This is a genomic window from Schlegelella aquatica (genome assembly GCF_026013905.1).
Lineage (GTDB): Bacteria > Pseudomonadota > Gammaproteobacteria > Burkholderiales > Burkholderiaceae_C > Caldimonas > Caldimonas aquatica.
On the sequence record NZ_CP110257.1, the window covers coordinates 2,993,035 to 3,014,867 of the forward strand.

Consider the following 21,833-nt stretch of genomic DNA (forward strand, 5'->3'; position numbering starts at 1 on the left):
CCTGTGTCATCTGTCGAGCGTACTGCTGTCTCACCCGCGCACCTCCTCGTCCTCGGTGCCGGTTGTACCGCAGGCCGGCGTGTCGCGGAAATAGTGGATTGCCGCGATCCGGCGTGCAGAAGTCACGTCAGCCACCGCGCCGCACGCGCTCGTGCAAGTGGCCGAGGGGCAGCGCGCCGCTCGCCTTGACCTCCCCGAGCGAGAAGCTGGTGTGCAAGTCTTTGACGTTGGGCAAACGAAAGAGCGTGTCCATCGCCCAGCGCGAGTACGCATCGAGGTCGGTCGCCATCACCTGGAGCTCGAAGGTGCCCGAGCCGGAGATGTAGTGGCACGAGATCACCTCCGGCAGCGCCCGCAGCGCGTCTTCCAGCTCGCGCGTGGCCACGGCGTTGTTGCGCTCGGCATCCACCCGCACGAAGGCGAGCACCCCCAGGCCGATCTTGTGACGGTCGATCTCGGCGCGATAGCCTTTGATGTAGCCCTGCTCCTCCAGCCGTTTGACGCGCCGCCAGCACGGGGTGGCCGACAGGCCGATGCGCGCGGCCAGCTCGGCGTTGGACAGGCGCGCATCCTGCTGCAACTCGTGCAGGATGGCGACGTCGTAGCGGTCCAGGACCCCGGGCTCGGCGCGGGGCTCCGGGGCCCCGGCAGAGCCTCGGGTTTTCCCTGATTCCGGCAACTTTGAGGTCATTCTTCTCTTCCAAGGAGCATCCGGAGAATCTTATTCCTCGGCGCGTGCAATTTCCGGCAAAGAAAGAAAAGATTTCTCAGCGGCGGCTTCCTACACTTTGACGATCCCCACATCCAGGTCGCCAGCCGGCCACAAGCCGGCGCGGCGGGCGCACGAGAAGGAGTACCGCGATGAACGCCCCCCTGCCCGAGTCGGTCCGCAAGGCGCTCGAGTCCGTCACCCTGGACGACAAGTACGCGCTGGAACACGGCCGCGCCTTCATGAGCGGCGTGCAGGCCCTGGTGCGCCTGCCGATGCTGCAACGCAAACGCGACGCGATGCACGGCCTGAACACGGCCGGCTTCATCAGCGGCTACCGCGGCTCGCCGCTGGGCGGCTATGACCAGGCGCTGTGGCAGGCCAAGAAGTACCTCGCGGCCAACCACATCGTCTTCCAGCCGGGCGTCAACGAGGAGCTGGGCGCCACCGCCGTGTGGGGCACGCAGCAGCTCGACCTGTACCCCGAGCACAAGAAGTTCGACGGCGTGTTCGGCATCTGGTACGGCAAGGGCCCGGGCGTGGACCGCTGCCTGGACGTGTTCAAGCATGCCAACATGGCCGGCACCGCGAAGCACGGCGGCGTCATCGCGATCGCCGGCGATGACCACGTGGCCAAGAGCTCGACGGCCGCGCACCAGAGCGACCACGTGTTCAAGGCCGTCGGCTTTCCCGTGTTCTTCCCGACCAACGTGCAGGAGATCCTGGACCTGGGCCTGCATGCGTTCGCGATGAGCCGTTTCGCGGGTGTGTGGACCGGCATGAAGACGATCCAGGAGATCGTCGAGTCCTCCTCCAGCGTGTGGGTGGACCCGGAGCGCGTGGACATCGTGCTGCCGACCGACTTCGAGATGCCGCCGGGCGGGCTGCACATCCGCTGGCCGGACCCGCCGCTCGAGCAGGAAGCGCGGCTGATGAACTACAAGTGGTACGCGGCGCTGGCCTATGTGCGCGCCAACCGCCTGAACCACACGGTGATCGATTCGCCGAACGCGCGCCTGGGCCTGATCGCCAGCGGCAAGGCCTACAACGACACGCGCCAGGCGCTGCACGACCTGGGACTGGACGACGAGACCTGCCGGCGCATCGGCATCCGCCTGCACAAAGTGACGGTCGTGTGGCCGCTCGAAGCGACCATCACGCGCGAGTTCGCCACCGGCTTGCAGGAGATCCTCGTCATCGAGGAGAAGCGCCAGATCATCGAGTACCAGCTCAAGGAAGAGCTCTACAACTGGCGCGAGGACGTGCGGCCCAACGTGCTGGGCAAGTTCAACGAGCCCGAGGGCGACTACTCGGGCGGCGAATGGTCGCGGCCCAACCCCGCCTCCAACTGGCTGCTGCGCGCGCAAGCGGACCTCAACCCGGCGCTGATCGCCAAGGCCATCGCGCAGCGGCTCGACAAGCTGGGCATGCTGCACCAGCTGGGCAGCGACCTGCGCGCCCGCATCGCCAGCCGCCTGGCCATCATCGAGGCCAAGGAGCGCAGCCAGCAGCCGCTCAATCTCGGCTCGGACCGCGTGCCCTGGTTCTGCAGCGGCTGCCCGCACAACACCTCCACGCGGGTGCCGGAGGGCTCCCGAGCCGTCGCAGGCATCGGCTGCCACTACATGGTGGTGTGGATGGACCGCCAGACCTCCACGTTCACCCAGATGGGCGGTGAAGGCGTGCCCTGGGTGGGCCAGGCGCCCTTCACGAAGGAAAAGCACATCTTCGCCAACCTGGGCGACGGCACCTACTACCACTCGGGGCTGCTCGCGATCCGCCAGAGCATCGCGGCCGGGGTCAACATCACCTACAAGATCCTCTACAACGGCGCGGTGGCGATGACGGGCGGCCAGCCGGTGGACGGCACGATGACGGTGCCGCAGATGACGCGCGAGCTCGAGGCCGAGGGCGTCAAGAAGATCGTCGTCGTCACCGACGAGCCCGAGAAGTACCACGCGCCGCTGAACCTGGCACCGGGCGTGACGGTGCACCACCGCGACGAGCTCGACCGCCTCCAGCGCGAAATGCGCGAGATCGAGGGCTGCACGGTCATCATCTACGACCAGACCTGCGCGACCGAGAAGCGCCGCCGCCGCAAGCGCGGCACGATGACCGAGCCGACCACGCGCGTGGTGATCAACGAGCTGGTGTGCGAGGGCTGCGGCGATTGCTCGGTGCAAAGCAACTGCCTGTCCGTCGAGCCGGTCGAGACCGAGTTCGGCCGCAAGCGCCGCATCAACCAGAGCACCTGCAACAAGGACTACTCCTGCCTGAAGGGCTTCTGCCCGAGCTTCGTGACCGTCGAGGGCGGGCAGCTCAAGACGGCGAAGAAGACGGGCGTGCGGCCCGACCCGTTCTCGCTGCCGCCGCTGCCGGAGCCGTCGCAGCCGGTGGCCGAGGAGGCGTACGGCATCGTCGTCGCGGGCGTGGGCGGCACCGGCGTCATCACCATCGGGCAATTGCTGGGCATGGCGGCCCACCTCGAAGGCAAAGGCGTCGTCACGCAGGACGCCGCGGGCCTGGCGCAAAAAGGCGGCAGCACCTGGAGCCACATCCAGATCGCCAACCGGCCCGAGGCCATCCACACGACCAAGGTCGGCACGGCCGAGGCCGACCTCGTGATCGGGTGCGACCCGATCGTCACCGCCAACGCGACCACCGTGGCCACGATGAGCGCGGGGCGCACGCGCGTGGCGCTCAACACGCACGGCACGCCGACCGCGGCCTTCGTCGGCAACCCGAACTGGGAGTTTCCGGCCGGGCAGTGCGAGTCGGTGCTGGCCCAGGCCGTCGGTGAAGGGCAGCTCGCCAAGTTCGATGCGGAGCTTCTGGCCACCCAGCTGCTGGGCGACTCGATCTACACCAACCCGCTGATGCTGGGCTACGCCTGGCAAAAGGGCTGGGTGCCGCTCGCGCACGCGTCGCTGATGCGCGCGATCGAGCTCAACGGGGTGCAGGTCGCCAACAACAAGGCCGCGTTCGAATGGGGACGCCGCGCGGCGCACGACCTCGCCTCGGTGATGCGGCTCGTGGAGCCCCAGGGTCAGGTCGTCCAGTTCGTGCGCAAGTCGGTCAACCTCGACGAGCTGATCGCCAAGCGCGAGGAGTTCCTCACCGGCTACCAGAACGCCGCGTACGCCCGCCAGTACCGCGCCTTCGTCGACCGCGTGCGTGCGGCCGAGGCGCCGCTCGGCTCCACCAAGCTGACCGAGGCCGTGGCCCGCTACCTCTTCAAGCTGATGGCCTACAAGGACGAATACGAGGTCGCGCGCCTGCACACCGACCCGCAATTCCTGAAGAGGATCGCCGAGCAGTTCGAAGGGGACTACAAGCTGGCCTACCACCTCGCGCCGCCGCTCACCGCCCGGCGCGACGAGCACGGGCACCTGGTCAAGCAGCGCTTCGGCCCGTGGATGCTCTCCGCCTTCCGCCTGCTGGCCAAGCTCAAGGGCCTGCGCGGCACGGCGCTGGACCCGTTCGGCCGCACCGAGGAGCGCCGCACCGAGCGCGCGCTGATCGGCGAGTACAAGGACTGCATCGAGGAGCTGCTGGCCGGCCTCACGCCCGAGCGCTTGCCGCTGGCGGTCGAGATCGCGCGCATCCCCGAGGACATCCGTGGCTATGGGCACGTGAAGGAGCGGCACCTCGCCAAGGCGCGCGAGAAGTGGGCGCAGCTGATGGCCCGCTGGCGCTCGGCCGAGGTGCAGGCACGCGCGGCCTGACGGCACCGGCCGCCAGCGATGGCAGCGGGGAGAAGCACGCGCGGCCTGCGCGTGCGGGCCACAATGTCCGCTCACGCAGGAGGATCCCGATGAGCCGGCCGCCCTTGTCCGTGCAGCCCCTGTCCCCTCGGGACGCCCGCAGGCGCCGCCTGGTGCTGGCCGCGCTCGGCCTCCCCGCGCTGGCGGGCCTCGCGGGCTGCGGGGGCGGTCACGACGACCGCCCCGCCGATCCCCTGCTGCGCTTCGTCAACGGCACGCGCGACGTCACGCTCGCGAGCTTCTACGTCGACGACCTCTTCGCCACGAGCCTCAACCTCGGCGGCATCGGCTCCATCTATGGCGAGCTCTCGCGCGCCACGCACACCGTGAGCGTGCGACAAGGCGGCAACGAGCTCGAACGGGTGCAGCTCGCCTTCTTCGGCGACAGCGCCACCACCATCCTGGCGTACGGCAGCACGGCCCCCGGCGGCGACGTGCGCTTTTGGGTCGTCGCAGAAGACAGTGCCCGGCCGGCGCCGGGCCAGGTGCGGCTGCGCGCGTTCCACGCCGCGGTGCACCGGCCGCAGCCGCTCGCCGTGCACGTCGGCGCGGCCGGCGCCCCGCTGGGCACGCCGACCTTCACCCTCGACGCCTACGAGACGCGCTCGGGCTTCGTCGAGGTGCCGGCCGGCACGTACCGGGTCCGCGTCACCCCCGCCGGCGCCCCGGACGACCTCCTCCTGGACTACCCGGCCGCGCTCCTGCCCGCCGACACCGTCTGGCACCTGGCGGTCGTGCCCCGCGCCGCGGGCAGCGACAGGGTGAACATCGCGGCCATCCGCGAGCGTGGCGACGGCCAGACCTGGACGGCCTGATCGCTCACCCCTTCCAAGGGGGGCGTCACCCCGCTCGTTGAACGAGGCGATCGTCGGCCTCGTGCCCGCCGGGAAAGCCCGGTGACCGTTACGAGCAGTTGCGCTTCTCCCCCTGGAGTCACATTCGTGGAGTGATCATTCACTTCCCGGCGAGACGCCGAATGCACAAGCGAGGAGGAGGACATGTCGAACCCGACACGAGGCGCACGCGCGCCCAGTACTTGCGCGCGGCCCCGGCATCGCGCAGCGCTCGCCTTGGCGGCCGCCGCGCTGGCGGGCGCTGCGCAGGCCACAGACTACCGCTGGACGGGCGGCGCGGGAAGCGGGGCGTCGTTCTGGGATCTGGCCGCCAACTGGACCCCGGGCCTGCCCGCGGGCCCGGAGGCGCGCGCCCTGCTGGGCGCCCACCACACCACCTTGCGCAGCGGGTCCTTCGACATCGCCAGCGTGCACGGCACCGGCCGCCTGAGCTTCACCGGCGGCACCTTGCGCCTGCACGGCGACGCATCGGCCCTGTGGGCGATGCACCTCGACGGCGGCACGCTGCAGGGCCGCATGAACCTGACGCATCTGCGCTGGGACCGCGGCAGCTTCGGCCCCCTCGATCCCCTGAGCGACCCCGCCTCGCACCTGGTCGTCAGCGGCAACACCACCATCGGGCCGGGGGGCGACAAGTACGTCGGCTATGGCGCCGCCGTCGAGTGGCGCGGCACCACGCGCTGGCTCGACGGCGACTCGTCGATGGCCTTCGACGGGCGCCTTGCGCTGGGCCCCGGCAGCCGCTTCGAGGACCACGTGACCGGTGGCTCGCACGAGCTGTCGGTGGCCGGGGGATTCGTCAACGCCGGGACTTACGTGAAGACGGGCTCGGGCACGTCCACCCTTTCGATGCCGTACGCGGGCCCGCTCGCCGAGAACCGCGGCACCCTCCGGGTGCTGGAGGGCCGCTACGAGGTTCGCGGGGCGCCGGCAGACGCGCGCTGGCACAACGGCGGGCGGCTGGAGGTGGCGCGAGGTGCCGCGTTCACGCTCGACATCTCCCGCGGCGGCTTCTCCCACACCGGCACCGCGCAGATCGACGGGCGGGCGGAGCTGCGCACGCCCGACTCAGGGTTCGAGAGCAGCGGTCAGTGGCTCGTCGGCTCCAGCGGCGTGCTGCGCATCGTCACGGGCGGCCCGTTGGATCCGGCCCGCGGCGCGCACTTCTCGGCCGGCACGCTGCGCAACGACGGCGTGCTGGCGTTCGAGGGCGGCGAGGCGCACTTCGCGCCGCAGGCGTCACTGACCGGTCGCGGCCGGGTCGAGGTCACCCGCGGCGCGGCGCTCGTGCACGCGAATGCCTTGTCCGTGGGGGCGCTGCGGCTCGACAGCGCGGTCGCCCCCGGCTGGCACGAACCGTACTGGGGGCGGGTGCAAGCGCCCTCGCTCACCGTCGGGCGGCTGGACTGGGGCGTGGGTGACCTGCGCGTGGCCGGGCCGATCCTGGTGACGGGCACGGCACGGCTGCATGGCGGCCCTCAATACTGGGTGAGCGACGGGGCGGGGCCGGACGTGCCGGGTTACCGCAAGCAGATCGACGGCCAGCTGGTGCTGGCAACAGCGTCGTGGACCGGCGAGACGGACATCGTGGGCAGCGGGCGCATCGTCGTCTCACGCGGCGGCGCCTTCCGCGACGAGGCGGCGGCCGACCTTGCGCCCCGCGAAGGCAGCGGGCGCCCGGTGGTGCTCGGCGTCGCCGCCTTCGAGAACCACGGCCTGCACCTCAAGACGGGCGCGGGGCGCACCGAGGTGAGTGCACGCTACTACAACACCGGCCGGGTGCTGACGCAAGGCGGTGGGGCCCTGATCTTCACCGGCCCGCTGAACACCCCCGGGACCTTGCACGCACGGGGGGCCCGCATCGACGTGCGAGGCGGGCTCGCGCAATGGAGCGCGGGCGAACGGCGGCTCACCGGCGGCACCTACATCGCCGAGCGGCAGACCCTCGGCCTCGACCTTCTGGGCACGGGAGGCATCGCGCGCAATTCGGCGCGGATCGAACTGCGTGGCAGCACCGCCCGGCTCGTCGACAACCACGGCGGTGTGGACCGCCCCGCCCTCGCCACCCTGGCGGTCAACGACGGGAGCCTGCGGCTGCTGGCCGGTGCCTCGATGGCCACGCAGTCCGCGCTGCGCAATGCCGGCGAGGTGGTCGTGGCCGCAGGCAGCAGCTTGGCCAGCACCGGGCGGTACACCCAATCGGGTCCATCGGCCCGCACGTGGATCGACGGGACGCTTCAGGCCGCCGGCCTCAGCTTCGAAGGCGGCGTGTGGGGCGCCGGGTCGGATGGCACCGTCGGGCGGGCGTCGCTCCTTGGCGGCGCCGTCACGCTGAGCGCGGGTCAGCTCGACGTCGATATCCTCGGCGGCTCGCTCTACGATGTGGTGTGGATTTCGGGCCGCGCTACCTTGGGCGGCTCGCTGCACGCGAGCTTCGGCGAAGCAGCGGGCGAAGGGACGTACCGGGTTCTCACGGCAGGCGGTGGGCTGACCGGCAGCTTCGCTGCGGTCCTGACCGACCTCGATCCCGCCGTGTACCGGCTCGAAGTGCGCTACGCCGCCCAGTCCCTGGACCTGGTCGTCAGCCGCTTGACCGCACTCGAACTCGAAGGACCCCAGGCGCTGCTGCCGGCTTCGCCCGTGCCCGAGCCCCAGACCTACGCGCTGATGCTCGCCGGATTGGGTGCTCTGGCCGCGCGGGTCCACCGGCGGCGCCGCTGAGCGCCCCAGCCCCCACGGGGGTCGCGGCCCGGCTTCGGGCGGCCGGGCGCCGGGCCTTAGGCCCGATGGTGGCGGTTGCGCCGCTTCTGCCACTCGAGCAGCTCGCCGACGATGCCGCGGCGGAAGGCCAGCACGCAGACGACGAAGGTCACGCCGATGATGACCGTGACCCAGGAGCCGACGCGGTCGGCCAGGAAGTTCTGCAAGCCCACGATGGTGAAGGCGCCGATCACGGGGCCTGCGAAGGTGCCCATGCCGCCCAGCAGCGTCATCAGCACCACCTCGCCCGACAGGCTCCAGTGCACGTCAGACAGCGTCGCGAATCCGAGCGCGAGCGTCTTGAGCGAGCCGGCCAGGCCCGCCAGCGTGGTCGACAGCACGAAGGCCAGCAGCTTGTAGCGGTCGACGTCGTAGCCCAACGACACCGCGCGCGGCTCGTTCTCGCGGATCGCCTTGAGCACCTGTCCGTAGGGCGAATGCACGATGCGCACGACGAACAGGAAGACCGCGACGAAGACGGCGAGCACGAAGAAGTACATCACCACGTCGTTGTGCAGCGGCAGCACGCCGAACAGCTTGCCCCGCGGCACGCCCTGCAGGCCGTCTTCCCCGCCGGTGAAGGGCGCCTGCAGGCAGATGAAGTAGACCATCTGCGCCATGGCGAGCGTGATCATCGCGAAGTAGATGCCCTGCCGGCGGATGGCCACCAGCCCCACCACCAGCCCCAGCAGCGCGGCGACCGACGTGCCGGCCAGGATGCCGAGCTCGGGCGACCACCCCGCGCTGCGCACGAGCCAGCCGGTGGCATAGGCGGCCGAGCCGAGGAAGGCCGCATGCCCGAACGACAGCAGCCCGGTGTAGCCGAGCAGCAGGTTGAAGGCACAGGCGAAGATCGCGAAGCACAGCGCTTTCATCATGAACACGGGGTAGATCCCCGCGAACGGCGCGACCACCAGCAGGGCCAGCACCACCAGCCAGGCGACGCGTTGGGAAGTCTGCGCGTTCAAGTCACTTCTCCTTGCCGAACAGGCCGGCCGGTCGCAGCATCAGCACGATGGCCATGATGACGAACACCACGATGTTGGAAGCCTCGGGGTAGAAGACCTTGGTCAGGCCCTCGATCAAGCCCAGCACGAGCCCGGTGAGGATGGAACCGAGGATCGAGCCCATGCCGCCGATCACGACGACCGCGAAGACGATGATGATGAGGTTCGAGCCCATCAACGGCGTGACCTGGATGACCGGTGCGGCGAGCACGCCCGCCACCGCCGCCAGACCGGCACCGCCCGCATAGGTGAGCGTGACCATCAACGGCACGTTGATGCCGAAGGCCTGCACCAGCTGCGGGTTCTCGGTGCCCGCGCGCAGGTAGGCCCCCAGGCGCGTCTTCTCGATCACGAACCACACCGTGAGGCAGATCGCGAGCGAGGCGAACACCACCCAGCCGCGGTAGTTGGGCAGGATCATGAAGCCCAGGTCGGTGGCCCCGGTGAGTTGCTCCGGCACCGGGTAGGACTGGCCCGAGACGCCGAACTGGTCGCGGAAGATGCCTTCCAGGATCAGCGCCAGACCGAAGGTGAGCAGCAGGCCGTAGAGCGGGTCCAGCCGGTACAGGTGCTTGAGCATCGTGCGCTCGATCACCACGCCCAGCGCCCCCACGACCACGGGCGCGAGCACCAGGGCCACCCAGTAGTTCAGGCCCCACTTCTCCAGCCCCAACCACGCGATGTAGGCGCCCACCATGTAGAGGGCGCCATGCGCGAAGTTGACGATGCCCAGCAGGCCGAAGATCACGGCCAGGCCCAGGCTCAGCATCGCATAGAACGACCCATTCACCAGCCCGAGCAGCAACTGCCCGAGCAGGGCCTGGACCGGTATGCCGAAGATCTCGCTCATGTGCTCTCCCGTCGCGCTCCCCCGGCGCGAGCCGGCGGGAGCTGGACCTCTAGCGGCAGTCGCGCGCGCTCACTTCCACAACGCGCACTTGGTTTCGGCCTTCGTCGTGAAGGCGTCCTCGCCCTTGATGACGGAGACGACGTTGTAGTAGTCCCAGGGCTCGACCGACTTGTCGGGCGACTTCACCTGCATCAGGTACATGTCGTGGACCATGCGGCCGTCGGCACGCACGTAGCCGCCCTTGGCGAAGATGTCGTTGATCTTGACCTTGCGGAACTGCTCCATCACCTTGTCCGCATCGTCGGTCTTGATCGTCTTGACGACGTTGAGGTACTGGAGCGTGGCCGAGTAGTCGGCCGCCTGCAGCGACGAGGGCATGCGCTTGATCTTCTCGAAGAACTTGCGGCTCCAGGCGCGCGTCTCGGGGTCGCGGTTCCAGTACCAGCTGTCGGTGAGGTACATGCCCTGCGTGGCCTTCAGACCCAGCGAGTGCACGTCGTTGATGAACATCAGCAGGCCGGCCAGCTTCATCGTCTTGGTGATGCCGAACTCGTTGGCCGCCTTGATGCTGTTGATCGTGTCGCCGCCCGCGTTGGCCAGGCCCAGGATCTGCGCCTTGCTGGCCTGCGCTTGCAGCAGGAAGGAGGAGAAGTCGCTCGCCGACAGCGGATGCTTGACCACGCCGACCACGTTGCCCCCCGCCGCCTTCACGACGTTGGCGGTGTCGTTGTAGAGCGCCTGACCGAACGCGTAGTCGGCCTGCAGGAAGTACCACGTCTTGCCGCCGGCCTTGACCACGGCGTTGCCGGTCCCCTTGGCCAGCGCCACGGTGTCGTAGGCGTAGTGGATGGTGTACGGGCTGCACTGCTCGTTGGTCAGCGCCGAGGTCGCCGCGCCGATGGCGATGAAGGGTTTCTTCTTCTCCTGCGCGACCTTGGCCATCGCCAGACTCGTGGCCGAGTTGGTGCCGCCGATCAGCACGTCCATGCCCTGCTGGTCGAACCACTCGCGGGCCTTGGCCGCGGCCACGTCGGCCTTGTTCTGGTGGTCGGCGACCAGCAACTCGATCTTCTTGCCCTCGATCTGCCCACCCGCGTCGGCGATCGCCATGCGGATGGCCTCGGCACCGGCGGGGCCGTCGATGTCGGCGTACAGGCCGGACATGTCGGTGATGAAGCCGATGCGGATGACATCGCCCGAGATCTGGGCCTGGGCGGGCGTTGCGACGGCCAGGGCGGCACAGGCCAGCGAGCAGGCGGCGGCGAGTTTCTTCGGTGTCATCGATGTCTCCTTCAGTGTGGTGGGACGGTGGGGATAGCCTCTGGTCAGACGCCGAGGTATTCGTGCAGATCGTGCATGCGCGCGGGCAGCTCGGCCTGCGAGAAGGACTGGATCACGCGGCCGTGCTCCATCACGAGGAAGCGATCGGCCAGCGGCGCGGCGAAGCGGAAGTTCTGCTCCACCATGACGATCGTGTAGCCCTGCTGGCGCAGCGTGCGCACCACTTCGGCGAGCTTTTGCACGATCACTGGCGCCAGGCCCTCGGAAATCTCGTCGAGCAGCAGCAGCCGCGCGCCGGTGCGCAGGATGCGGGCCACCGCGAGCATCTGCTGCTCGCCGCCCGACAGCCTCGTGCCCTGGCTCGCGGCACGCTCCTTCAGGTTGGGGAACATGGCGTAGATGGCCTCGAGCGCCAAGCCGCCTTGCGCCAGCACCGGCGGCAGCAGCAGGTTCTCCTCGGCCGACAGGCTCGAGAAGATGCCGCGCTCCTCCGGGCAGTAGCCGACGCCGAGCCGGGCGATCTGGTGCGGCGCCAGCGCAATCGACTCGCGGCCCATGATCTTCACCGACCCCTTGCGGCTGCCGATGAGACCCATGATGGCGCGCAGCGTGCTGGTGCGCCCCGCCCCGTTGCGGCCGAGCAGCGTCACCACCTCGCCCTCGTCCACATGGAAATTCACGCCGTGCAGCACGTGCGACTCGCCGTACCAGCCATGCAGGTCCTGCACCTCGAGCATGCGCTTGTTGTTCGACATCTCAGTGGCTTCCCTTCAGCTCGGCGTCCGCGCTGCCCATGTAGGCCTCGATCACCGCGGGGTTGCGCGAGACCTCGGCATACGGGCCTTCGGCCAGCGTCGCGCCGCGTTGCAGCACGGTGATGGTGTCGGCAATGCTGGAGACGACGCTCATGTTGTGCTCGACCATCAAGATGGTGCGATTGGCCGAGACCTTCTTGATGAGCCTTTGCACCCGCTCCACATCCTCCAGGCCCATGCCCTGGGTGGGTTCGTCCAGCAGCATCAGTTCGGGCTCCATCGCAAGCGTCGTCGCGATCTCGAGCGCGCGTTTGCGCCCGTAGCTGAGCTCGTGCGTCGGCAACTGCGCGTAGCGTTCCAGGTCCACCTCGCGCAGCAGCTCCATCGCGCGGTCGTTCAAGGTGTAGAGCGAGCGCTCGGGCTTCCAGAAGTGGAACGAGGTGCCCAGCTTGCGCTGCAATGCGACGCGCACGTTCTCCAGCACGGTGAGGTGCGGAAACACCGCCGAGATCTGGAACGAACGAATGATCCCGCGCCGCGCGATGTGCGCCGGCTTCTCGTGCGTGATGTCGTGTCCGTTGAACAGGATCTGCCCCGAAGTCGGGGCGATGAACTTGGTCAGCAGGTTGAAGCAGGTGGTCTTGCCGGCGCCGTTGGGCCCGATCAGCGCGTGGATGGTGCCTCGGCGCACCTTCAGATCCACCTTGTTGACCGCGACGAAGCCCTTGAACTCCTTCGTCAGCGCACGTGTCTCGAGGATGATGTCCATCGGGTTGCAGCCTCGTCAGCTCTTCGGACCGGAAATGGCGGCGGCAGCCACGCCCGGGCCGCCGATGCGTTCGGACAGGCGCGTGGCGACGTGGATCACCACACCGCGCAGGCGCTCGCCGCTGGAGGGCAGGAGCGGCTTGGGGATGCACACGCCCACACCGGCGACCGGTTGCCCGGCCGCATCGAGCACCGGTGCGCCGTAGCAGTAGATGCCTTCGCGCACGCCCTCGTCGTCGATGCTGTATCCGCGCCGACGCGTGTCGGCCATCTCGCTCAGGAACTCGTCGATCGGCACGGGACCGCGGCCCTGCACCATCGGCGCGAGCGAGGCCGGCAGGCGCGCGCGCACCTCGGCGGGGTCATGGAAGGCGAGCATGGCCTTGCCGGTGGCTGCCAGGTGCGCCGGCAGCCGCATGCCGACGTGGAAGGCGAGGCCGAGCGGATGGCTGCCCGGCCGAGCGCCGACATAGACGATGTCGGGACCGTCGAGGACCGAGAGGATGATCGTTTCTTCCGGCGGGTCGCCGCGCTCGGCCCAGATGCGCTGGAACTCGTCCACCACCTGCGTGCGCGAGGTGAAGGCGTGCGCGAGCTCGAGCACCCGGGCCCCGAGGAAGTAGCTGCCGTCGTCGAAGCGACGCAGGTAGCCAAGGTGCGCCAAGGTGCGGCACAGTGCATGCACGCTGCTCTTGGGCAGCGCCAGCGACGACGCGATGCGCGAGAGGCTCGCCGGCTCGCCCTCGGCCGCCAGCAGCTCCAGCACCGCGAAAGCGCGCGTGACCGCGGGCACGAGGGCCGAGGCCGAGCCGCCCCCGGCCTCGGTCGGGGTGAGCACGGTGCGCAGCGAAGGGGCTTCGTGGCCGGTGGCCACCGCGGGCGATGTCATGCGAGCCTCACGCCAGGCGTTCAAGATTTTGAACGCCCGTTCGGTGTTTGGAACGTGGGCCAGTCTAGGCAGGCCGCACGCGCCTTCCTACCGGGGCAAGGCTCGATTCACGGGTTACTCCTCACAGGGAAGACCCGAAAACTGCGCCCAAACTGAGAAGATGCTGAACATTTCGCGCGGGGGCAAGCAACGGGGCTTTCGATGCAGCGCCCGGCGGGCACCGCGGCCGGCAGGGCCAGGCCCGCTCTGGCCCGCCCCACCGCCCTCAGAACTCGAACAGAGTGAGACCGGCGCCGATGCTCGTCTGACGGCGGTTGTAGTCGATCAGCGTCTCGCCGTAGCCGTTGAAGAGTTGCACGTACCAGCGCAGCCCGTCGGGCTTGGCCTCGTCGACGGGGTAGGTCCAGTCCAGTTGCCAGGAGCCGCGCTTGAGGTCCTTGAAGTTCGTGCGCCAGCGCAGCGAGGCCGTCGCACGGCCCGGCACCCAGGCCAGCGCCACGTCCCCGCGCCCGAGGTGGGTGGTGAGGTCGGGGTTGTCGTCGTCGCCGTCGCGCAGCCGTTTGTGGATTCGCGCAAGCACCGTGAGCTCGCCACGCTCGAGCCCCGCAGCGAGGTACACGCGGTTCCAACTGCGCGACAGGGGCTCGGACTGCCCGTTGGACTGGTGCGCGACGCCGGCCTGGGCCATGCTCCAGCGCCATCCGCCCGGCAGGCGCGCCAGGCCCTCCGGCACGGGCACCACGTAGATCACCTCGGGCTCGTAGTCGGTGTTGCGAAACGGAGCCGACTCCGAGGGATTCCACACCTGCCACAGCGACTGCTGCGTATAGCCGAACCACAGGTCGGCGTGCGGCAGCAGCACGCTTTGCGCGATCTTCGTGCGCAGGGACAACTGCAGCTTCGCCTCGAGCGGCTTGTAGCGCAGCCGCTCGGTGGGAGCGGGCCGCGTCGGGCTGGTGGGCGCGCGATTGATGCTGCTCGTGTAGTGCACGGGCAGCAGGAAGTTGGGACGGTAGGTGCGGAAGTTGAACGTGCCTCGCTTGTCCTGGGGGTCCAGCTCCCAGAAGCGCGACCACAGGCTCGTGCCTGCCGGCGGACGCAGCCCCTCGCCCGCCGGGCTTGCCGCAGGCGATACGGCCGTGGAGGCGGGCTGCGGCAGCGGCGCCGGCCGGGACACGGTGTCGGGCTGCGGCTGGGCCGCGGCAGGTGCCGGCGGCTGGCGCCCGGCCAAGCGGTCGTAGCAGGCCAAACGGTCGGCATCGTTCTCGATCGCGGCGCACGCCGGCAACCCGATGGGCTGCGCCGGCGTGTCGGCCCACGCGTTCATGTTCATCGCGGCCACCAGCGCGCCCACGGCCAGCGTGCCGCGCCTGCCCCGAGCGGCGGCCCGGGGGCCGCGGTGGGTCACTTCGCAGTGCAACATGGGCCGGCAGTGTGCCGCAGATGCCGGCCCGCCCCGCGAGCCCGGCGTTTCAAATCCTTCGAACATTTCCGTGAAGCCGCGTGAACTCGCATCGCGCGGCCAACTCCTATTCTTCGCCGGATGCCTGCCGGCCCGGCCGGCCGCTCAGATTCAATCCGTTTCAACAATGCCCGCTGCCCCGACCCCACGCTACTCGGCCCTCGCCATCGTCTTGCACTGGCTCCTGGCCGTGGCCGTCATCGGCGCCTTCGGCGTGGGCCTGTACATGACCGGGCTGCCCATATCGCCTGCCCGGCTCAAGCTGTACAACTGGCACAAGTGGGCGGGGGTGACGATCCTGGCTTTGTCGGCGCTGCGCCTGCTGTGGCGCCTGTGGCGGCGCCCCCCGCCGCTGCCCGAGGCCGTCTTGCGCACCATGCCGCCCTGGCAGCGCGCCGCCCACCACGCCACGCACGCCGGCATGTACCTGCTGTTCTTCGCGGTGCCGCTCGTCGGCTGGGCCTACAGCTCCGCCGCCGGCTTTCCGGTGGTGTGGTTCGGCGTCGTGCCGCTGCCCGACTTCGTCTCGCCCGACAAGGCTCTGGCCGAAGCGATCAAGCCCTGGCACGGCCGCCTCGCTTGGTTGCTCGCGCTGCTCGTGGTCGTCCACGTGGCCGCGGTGGTCAAGCACCAATGGGTCGATCGCGACGGCCTGCTCTGGCGCATGCTGCCGGGTCGGGGCTGAGCCGCCATGCCGGCTGCCCTGCCACCCGTTGCGCGAGCCTCTTCGAAAGTTGGAGATCCGATGAAATCCTGGTTCCTTGCCTGTTGCGCCTCGCTCACCCTCGCCGCCCCGGCGTGGGCGCAGCAGAAGCTGCTGCCGGCGCAAAGCGAGATCGTGTTCGTCAGCCGGCAGATGGGTGTGCCGGTGGAGGGCCGCTTCAAGAAGTTCGACGCCCAGGTGCAGTTCGATCCGAAGAAGCCCGAGACCTCCAAGGTCGCCTTCACCGTGGACCTCGGCAGCGCCGCCCTCGGTGTGCCCGAGACTGAGGCCGAACTCGCCAAGCCCGAGTGGTTCGACACCCGCAAGTTCCCGCAGGCGCAGTTCCAGTCGACTGCGATCAAGGGACTGGGCGGCGGCCGCTACGAAGTGGCCGGCAAGCTCACGATCAAGGGCCAGGCGCGCGACCTCGTGGTGCCGGTGGCGGTGGCGCAGAACGCCGGCACCACCACCGCCACCGGCGCCTTCACCCTCAAGCGGCTCGACTTCAAGATCGGCGAAGGCGACTGGGCCGACACCTCGATGGTCGCCAACGACGTGCAGGTCAAGTTCAAGCTCGCCTTGACGGGCGTGCCGCCGCTGTGATCGGCCTCACGCCCTCGCCTTTGCCGGCGCTGCCAGAGCGTATGCGCGGGGGGTGCCAGCCCCCTGCAGTTCGTGTCTCCCACACCAAGGACGGAGTACTGAAGATGAAAAAGACCCTGATCGCCGCGTCTGTCGTGGTCACTGCCTTCGCCGCACAGGCCGAGCCCGCGCGCTACGCGCTCGACCCCAACCACACGTTCGCGACGTTCGAGATCCAGCACCTCGGGATGTCGACCATCCGAGGCCGCTTCGACAAGAAAGAGGGTTTCGTCGAGATCGACCGCGCCGCCAAGACCGGACGCGCCGAGGTCACGTTCGACACCACTTCCATCAGCACGGGCGTGCCCCGCTTCGACAACCACCTCAAGGGCGACGACTTCTTCAAGACCGACATGTACCCCAACGCCAAGTTCGTCGGTGACAAGTTCGTCTTCGACGGCGACCGCGTGACGGAAGTGAGCGGCACCCTCACCATGCTGGGCAAGACCAACCCGGTCACCCTCAAGGCCACGCGCTTCAACTGCATCCAGCACCCCATGCTCAGGCGCGAAGCGTGCGGCGGCGACTTCGAAACCACCCTCCAGCGCAGCCAGTGGGGCCTGACCTACGGCCTGCCCGCGGTGGCGCCGGACAACGTGCGGCTGCTGATCCAGGTGGAAGGCATCAAGCAGTAAATCGCCCCGGCGACACGTCTTGCAAAGCCCCCGCGCGCGCAAGCTCGCGGGGGTTTTTCTTTGCCCCTGACAACCTTTGCAGGTCGGAGCGTCACCTTGCCGCGGACAGTTGCCTTACAGTGAAGTAACAAACAGAAACGGTTCCGCGGGCATCCAGAAATCCGGTGGATCGAGGGTGATCGCGCCATGCCGTACCTGGAGCTTAGGGAATCTGAAGGGATATGGACGAGATTGCGCCATCCGATCTCAAGACCATCCTCCACTCCAAGCGGGCCAACATCTACTACTTGGAGCACTGCCGCGTTCTCGTCAACGGGGGACGGGTCGAGTACGTGACGGACCACGGGAAACGGCAGCTCTACTGGAACATCCCTATCGCCAACACGACGACGCTATTGCTCGGCACCGGCACGTCCGTCACCCAAGCGGCGATGCGAGAACTAGCGAAGGCAGGCGTGCTGGTCGGCTTCTGCGGAGGTGGTGGAACGCCGCTCTTCTCAGCTAACGAGTTCGACGTGGAAGTCGTCTGGTTCTCTCCACAAAGTGAGTACCGCCCCACCGAGTACCTGCAGGCCTGGGTGCGCTTCTGGTTTCAGGACGATGCACGTCTGCGGGCCGCAAAGGCGTTCCAGAAGGCTCGACTGGCATGGATCGAGCACCAGTGGTTCGCTCACGGTGCTTTCCGGGAGTGCGGCTTCGTGCCAGATGCCCACAAGCTGCGCACGCTGCTGACCGCTTCGGCTTCCATGGTTGTGACCGCATCCGACGCTACGGGTCTCCTCACCGAGGAGGCGCGCTTGACCAAGGAGTTGTTCAAGCTGGCCGCTCGCACGCTGCAGTACGGAGATTTTGTTCGCGCCAAGCGCGGAACGGGAACCGATCCCGCCAACCGGTTCCTCGATCACGGCAACTACCTCGCATACGGGCTGGGCGCAACGGCCGCATGGGTGCTCGGCCTTCCTCATGGTCTGGCCGTACTGCACGGCAAGACCCGCCGTGGCGGCCTGGTGTTCGACATTGCCGATCTCGTCAAGGATGCTCTCGTTCTGCCTCAGGCATTCATTTCGGCTGTTCGAGGTGATGACGAACAGGAGTTCCGTCGCGCCTGCATCGAGAACCTCACGCGCGCCGAGGCGCTCGACCACATGATCGACACCGTCAAACACGTGGCGATCGAGACGGCAAAGTCAGCCGCATGAACGTACTACTGGTATCCGAGTGCACCAAGAACGCGCTCAAGGAGACTCGGCGGATCCTCGATCAATTTGCCGAGCGTCGCGGCGAGCGCACCTGGCAAACGGCCATCACCCAGGATGGACTGGACACATTGCGTCGGCTGCTTCGCAAGACCGCGCGCAAGAACACGGCGGTGGCATGTCATTGGATACGTGGGCGCGATCACAGCGAGCTGCTGTGGATTGTGGGAGATGCTTCTCGTTTCAACGCGCAGGGTGCGGTACCGACAAACACGACCAGCATCGACCGGCTGCGGCGCGAAGACGAGAACGACTGGCACACCGGCCAGGACATCCGCCTGCTCGCCCAGTTGGCCGCGTTGCTGCACGACCTGGGCAAGGCCGTCATCGCTTTCCAGGAGCGCCTGCGTGGACGACGGACGGAGCGGAACCTGTATCGGCATGAGTGGGTATCGCTTCGATTGTTCCAGGCGTTTGTCGGGGATGATGACGATGAAGGATGGTTGCTGCGGCTGGCCGCTGCCGACGGCTATGGCGAGGAAGACTGGCTCGCGCCGGGGCGTTATCAGCGCGATGGCATCGATGCCCGAGAGGAGTACCCCTTCAGGAGCTTGCCTCCTTTGGCTGCGGCAGTGGGTTGGCTGGTGGTGACCCACCACAGACTACCGGTTGCACCGTGCGAGAAGGACGACGGAACCCAAGCGGCATGGGGTCGAAGAGTGCGGAACTTCAATCCCACTTGGCTGACGGAGCCCTTGGCGTTGGTCGCGCATGACTGGAACGAGATCCGGCAGATCGCGGATCCGCGGCAGATCGAGCCTTACTGGATGCCGGCCGCCCCCCTCCCGGTGCTTGAACCGAAGTGGCGCGCCCAGGCAGCCCGGCTGGCGAAACACTTGATCGAACTGCGCACGCGTCGCAGCACCGCTTGGCTGGACAATCCCTACGTGATGCATCTGGCCCGCCTCACCCTGATGCTGGCGGACCATCATTACTCCAGCCTGCCGCTGGACTCGTCCGAACGGGTGGAAGGAGACGGTCGCACTGCGTTGTATGCGAACACCGACCGGGACGGTCGCCTCAAGCAGCCGCTCGACGAGCACCTGTTGGGCGTGGCGCGCGATGCCGGTCTGATCGCCCATGCGTTACCCGGCTTCGAGCGCCATCTTCCCCATTTGGCTCGACACCGCGGCCTTCGCAGGCGGAGTACTGACCTCCGGTTCGCCTGGCAGGACAGGGCCGCGGACGCGGCCTCGGCACTGCGCGAAAGCGCCCGCGATCACGGTGCCTTCATCGTCAACATGGCGTCCACCGGTTGCGGCAAGACGCTGGCCAATGCCCGCCTCCTGTACGCCCTTGCGGACCCCCAACGAGGAATGCGCTTCACCTATGCGCTCGGCCTGCGCACGTTGACCCTGCAGACCGGGCGCAGCTACCGCACGGATCTCAACCTTGACGACAACGACCTTGCGATCCGTGTGGGCGGATCAGCCAGTCGAGCGTTGTTCGAGTACTACGAGCGGCAGGCCGAGGCCCAGGGCTCGGCCTCGTCGCAACGTCTCATCGAAGAAGACGCTCATGTTCGCTACGAAGGCCCCGTTGCCGAGCATCCCCTGTTGTCGCGAGCGCTGCGCGACGCCGATATTCGAAGCCTGCTGTCCGCGCCTGTGCTGGTCTGTACTGTGGACCATATGACGCCGGCCACAGAAGCCCTGCGCGCCGGGCGTCAGATCGCGCCCATGCTGCGCCTGATGAGCGCCGACTTGGTGCTGGACGAGCTGGACGACTACGATCTGGACGACATGCCGGCCCTCGTCCGGCTGGTGTATTGGGCTGGGATGCTGGGGACGAGAATCGTCCTTTCGTCTGCGACGCTTCCGCCGGCGTTGGTTCAGGGCATGTTCCTGGCCTATCGCGCGGGCCGGCTCCAATACCGGCGCAATCGCGGCAATGAGGGCGGGCGGTCGGACGACTCACTCGAGGTTCCGTGCCTGTGGGTCGATGAGTTCGGTGTCCAGAGCAGCCGCTGCCGCGATGCGGACGGTTTTGCTCGGGACCACGCGGTGTTCGTCAGCAAGCGCGCTTCACAACTGGACAAAGCCCCACCGGTGCGGCGCGGTGAAATCTTGCCCATCGAACTGAGCAAGGGCCAACCGACGCAGCGCCTGCGTGCCGAGTTCGCCGAACACGTGCGCCAGGCGTGCCTGCGGTTGCACGATGATCACGCCGAAACCGACCCGGCGACAGGCAAGCGGGTGAGCTTCGGCCTCGTTCGTATGGCCAACATCGATCCGCTGTTCGATGTGGCGCGGACATTGTTCGCGCTGGGCGCACCGGAGGGCTACCGCATCCATTTGTGCGTCTATCACGCCCGGTTTCCCGCCTTGCAGCGTTCGGCCATCGAGCGTCAACTCGATGCCGCATTCGATCGACGCGGCGACGGGCAAGGCCCTTATCGTCTGCCGTTCGTTCGCGCCCAGCTCGATGCCCATCCGGAAGGGAACCATCTGTTCGTGGTTCTCGCATCGCCTGTCTGCGAAGTCGGCCGGGACTGGGATGCCGATTGGGCCGTAGCCGAACCATCGTCGATGCGCTCGCTGATCCAGCTGGCTGGACGTGTCCAACGCCATCGCGGCCGGCTGGGCGATAAGCCAAACATCCTGCTGCTGGATCGCAACATCAAGGCGCTTGAGAGAAAGCCAGCGGTGCCTGGCGAAGATCCGGCTCCTGTTTTCATCCGCCCCGGGTTCGAGCGGGATGGATCGTCCGGCTCCCGGCGCTTCCGGTTGCGCTATCACCGCTTGAGCCGCCTACTGTCGCCGGAGGAGTACCGCACGATCTCGGCGTTGCCACGCATCCGCGCTCGACCCGACGCCGAGTGGGCCTGCGGTGAACGGTTGGTCGATCTGGAGCATGCCCGTGTGGCGGCCAGCCTGCTTCCGCGCGATCGCCTGCCCGCATCGCTCGCCTGCCCAGAAAGCGGGCGTGTCGAGCGGGATGAGGCCGCCTGGTCTTGGCTGCATCCGCAGGTCACCTTGATCGGGGTCCTGCAGCAACAGCAGGCGTTTCGGGACGACCCACACCCCAAAGTCTCGCTGGTCTTTCTTCCCGATGATGAGGAGCAGCGGCTCATCCTGCATCGGATCGATGGCGGCAGCATGTCTGCTGAGAAGCTCTATGTGCGAGTCGATGCGAGCATGCGGCATGACGTTGCGCTGGCGTTGGGCCAAGGCATCGGCACGTGGGGAGATTTTCAGTTGATGGAGCTGCTTGCTGAGCGGGCCGAGGCAGAGGACACGACGTTGTGGGAGGTCGCCAGAAAGTTTGCGAGTGTCGAAGTGCCGCAGAGTACCCAAGGGTGGCGATGGCACCCTTGGTTAGGTTTTGCTCCGGCCTAGATGAGGTCGATCGGGTGGCGACTTCTTTCGGAGCAACTCGCGCAGTCACGTCTCGTGTGCTGAGACGGAGCCGTGGCTGGCGATGTCCCGCGGATTGTTGAACGGGTGAGCTAAGGTGGCGGCTCCTTTGACCCGCATGTGACCATGCGGGTTGCCTAGC

16 protein-coding genes are annotated in these 21,833 nt (G+C 68.0%); 8 read left to right on the forward strand and 8 right to left on the reverse strand.

From position 1 onward, the window contains the following. Nucleotides 1-127 precede the first annotated feature (127 nt). A complete protein-coding gene (locus OMP39_RS13770; protein WP_264892324.1) occupies nt 128-691 on the reverse strand; it encodes an Lrp/AsnC family transcriptional regulator in 564 nt (187 codons plus the stop codon). A gap of 170 nt (nt 692-861) precedes the next feature. On the opposite strand from OMP39_RS13770, the gene OMP39_RS13775 reads away from it, so the two are divergent. The 3 genes from OMP39_RS13775 to OMP39_RS13785 all read left to right on the forward strand — a co-directional run bounded on the left by OMP39_RS13775 (nt 862) and on the right by OMP39_RS13785 (nt 8,048). Continuing rightward, entirely contained in the window at nt 862-4,434 is a 3,573-nt protein-coding gene (locus OMP39_RS13775) for an indolepyruvate ferredoxin oxidoreductase family protein (protein ID WP_264892326.1), read from the forward strand. An 89-nt stretch (nt 4,435-4,523) separates the two neighbouring features. Next, nucleotides 4,524-5,288 (forward strand): DUF4397 domain-containing protein, encoded by a 765-nt coding sequence (locus OMP39_RS13780; protein ID WP_264892327.1) that lies wholly within the window; start codon nt 4,524-4,526, stop codon nt 5,286-5,288. 183 nt (nt 5,289-5,471) lie between these two features. Next, nucleotides 5,472-8,048 carry a PEP-CTERM sorting domain-containing protein gene (locus OMP39_RS13785; RefSeq protein ID WP_264892329.1) on the forward strand — a complete coding sequence of 859 codons (2,577 nt, stop codon included), beginning with the start codon at nt 5,472-5,474 and terminating at the stop codon, nt 8,046-8,048. 56 nt (nt 8,049-8,104) lie between these two features. Here OMP39_RS13785 and OMP39_RS13790 read toward each other — a convergent pair whose 3' ends face one another. From OMP39_RS13790 to OMP39_RS13820, 7 genes are all read right to left on the reverse strand, one after another. Continuing rightward, the gene (locus OMP39_RS13790; protein WP_264892330.1) at nt 8,105-9,055 is read right to left on the reverse strand and encodes a branched-chain amino acid ABC transporter permease; all 951 of its coding nucleotides are present in this window, start codon (nt 9,053-9,055) and stop codon (nt 8,105-8,107) included. 1 nt (nt 9,056) lies between these two features. Continuing rightward, complete coding sequence (locus OMP39_RS13795) at nt 9,057-9,944, reverse strand: branched-chain amino acid ABC transporter permease (RefSeq protein WP_264892331.1); 888 nt, start codon at nt 9,942-9,944, stop codon at nt 9,057-9,059. 69 nt (nt 9,945-10,013) lie between these two features. Continuing rightward, complete coding sequence (locus OMP39_RS13800) at nt 10,014-11,225, reverse strand: ABC transporter substrate-binding protein (RefSeq protein WP_264892333.1); 1,212 nt, start codon at nt 11,223-11,225, stop codon at nt 10,014-10,016. Between the two features lie 44 nt (nt 11,226-11,269). Next, nucleotides 11,270-11,980: an ABC transporter ATP-binding protein gene (locus OMP39_RS13805; RefSeq protein WP_264892335.1), complete on the reverse strand. Its 711-nt coding sequence runs from the start codon at nt 11,978-11,980 to the stop codon at nt 11,270-11,272. A gap of 1 nt (nt 11,981) precedes the next feature. Then, nucleotides 11,982-12,749, reverse strand: coding sequence for an ABC transporter ATP-binding protein (locus OMP39_RS13810; protein WP_264892336.1), 768 nt, complete (start codon nt 12,747-12,749; stop codon nt 11,982-11,984). A gap of 15 nt (nt 12,750-12,764) precedes the next feature. Then, nucleotides 12,765-13,637: an IclR family transcriptional regulator gene (locus tag OMP39_RS13815; protein ID WP_264892338.1), complete on the reverse strand. Its 873-nt coding sequence runs from the start codon at nt 13,635-13,637 to the stop codon at nt 12,765-12,767. A gap of 265 nt (nt 13,638-13,902) precedes the next feature. Beyond that, nucleotides 13,903-15,060, reverse strand: coding sequence for a phospholipase A (locus OMP39_RS13820; RefSeq protein WP_264892339.1), 1,158 nt, complete (start codon nt 15,058-15,060; stop codon nt 13,903-13,905). Between the two features lie 166 nt (nt 15,061-15,226). Between OMP39_RS13820 and OMP39_RS13825 the strand changes: the two genes are divergently transcribed. The 5 genes from OMP39_RS13825 (at nt 15,227) to cas3f (ending at nt 21,673) form a co-directional block, all read left to right on the forward strand. Next, the gene (locus tag OMP39_RS13825) at nt 15,227-15,784 is read left to right on the forward strand and encodes a cytochrome b (protein WP_264892340.1); all 558 of its coding nucleotides are present in this window, start codon (nt 15,227-15,229) and stop codon (nt 15,782-15,784) included. Nucleotides 15,785-15,844: 60 nt separating this feature from the next. After that, nucleotides 15,845-16,405, forward strand: coding sequence for a YceI family protein (locus OMP39_RS13830; protein WP_264892341.1), 561 nt, complete (start codon nt 15,845-15,847; stop codon nt 16,403-16,405). A 104-nt stretch (nt 16,406-16,509) separates the two neighbouring features. Next, complete coding sequence (locus tag OMP39_RS13835; RefSeq protein WP_264892343.1) at nt 16,510-17,079, forward strand: YceI family protein; 570 nt, start codon at nt 16,510-16,512, stop codon at nt 17,077-17,079. Nucleotides 17,080-17,300: 221 nt separating this feature from the next. Next, the gene (gene cas1f, locus OMP39_RS13840) at nt 17,301-18,278 is read left to right on the forward strand and encodes a type I-F CRISPR-associated endonuclease Cas1f (RefSeq protein ID WP_264892345.1); all 978 of its coding nucleotides are present in this window, start codon (nt 17,301-17,303) and stop codon (nt 18,276-18,278) included. Beyond that, nucleotides 18,275-21,673 carry a type I-F CRISPR-associated helicase Cas3f gene (gene cas3f / locus OMP39_RS13845; protein ID WP_264892347.1) on the forward strand — a complete coding sequence of 1,133 codons (3,399 nt, stop codon included), beginning with the start codon at nt 18,275-18,277 and terminating at the stop codon, nt 21,671-21,673. Before cas1f ends, cas3f begins: the two co-directional genes overlap by 4 nt. The last annotated feature ends 160 nt before the right edge of the window (nt 21,674-21,833 follow it).